This is a genomic window from Streptomyces sp. AC627_RSS907 (assembly GCF_019049165.1).
Window position 1 is genome coordinate 1 of sequence record NZ_JAGMUE010000561.1, and the last position, 563, is coordinate 563.

Sequence of the window (563 nt, forward strand, 5' to 3'; positions counted from 1 at the left end):
GAGCGGCCGGCTCGAAGGTCACCTTGGCCCGCTCCGTACCCTCCTGGATGGCCAGGCCCAGCGTCAGCGGCGTGTTGCCCAGGTTGTCGACGGCCAGCTTGTGCCGCCCGCGCCAGGGGCTGTGCGAGGAACGCGGCACGAGCTCGGCGGTGACGTCGGTGAACGGCAGGATCGTGATGGTCCGTTCGGGCACCTGGGTGTGCGCGGTGTCATTGGTCGGAATCACCCGCAGACCGAGCGGCATCGGGCCGGCGGAGATCCGCGAACTCCGCGGCGGGCGCAGCAGCAACGTGGCGGTGCCCGATGCGCCGGGGTAGAGAGACAGCGCCGCTGGTTCTACTGTGACCCAGGCGGCACAAGGCCCGACCACCTCGAATCGGAACTCCTCAACGGTGGTTCCCGAGTTGAGTACCCGTACGGGGAGATCGGCCTCGCCGCCGGGCTGAACGGAGACGGGCGAGTCGTCCAAGCTGGCCGAAACACTCATGCCCGGACGGTACGGCGTGCTGCACAGGACAGGAGTGGCCGAGCAGGAACACTTTCGGGCAGAACCAGGTTCGCTC

1 pseudogene is annotated in these 563 nt (G+C 68.6%); it reads right to left on the reverse strand.

What is annotated here, in order from left to right:
* Positions 1–487: pseudogene (locus tag KUM32_RS37070) on the reverse strand (hypothetical protein); the annotation flags it as partial.
* Between the last annotated feature and the right edge of the window lie 76 nt (positions 488–563).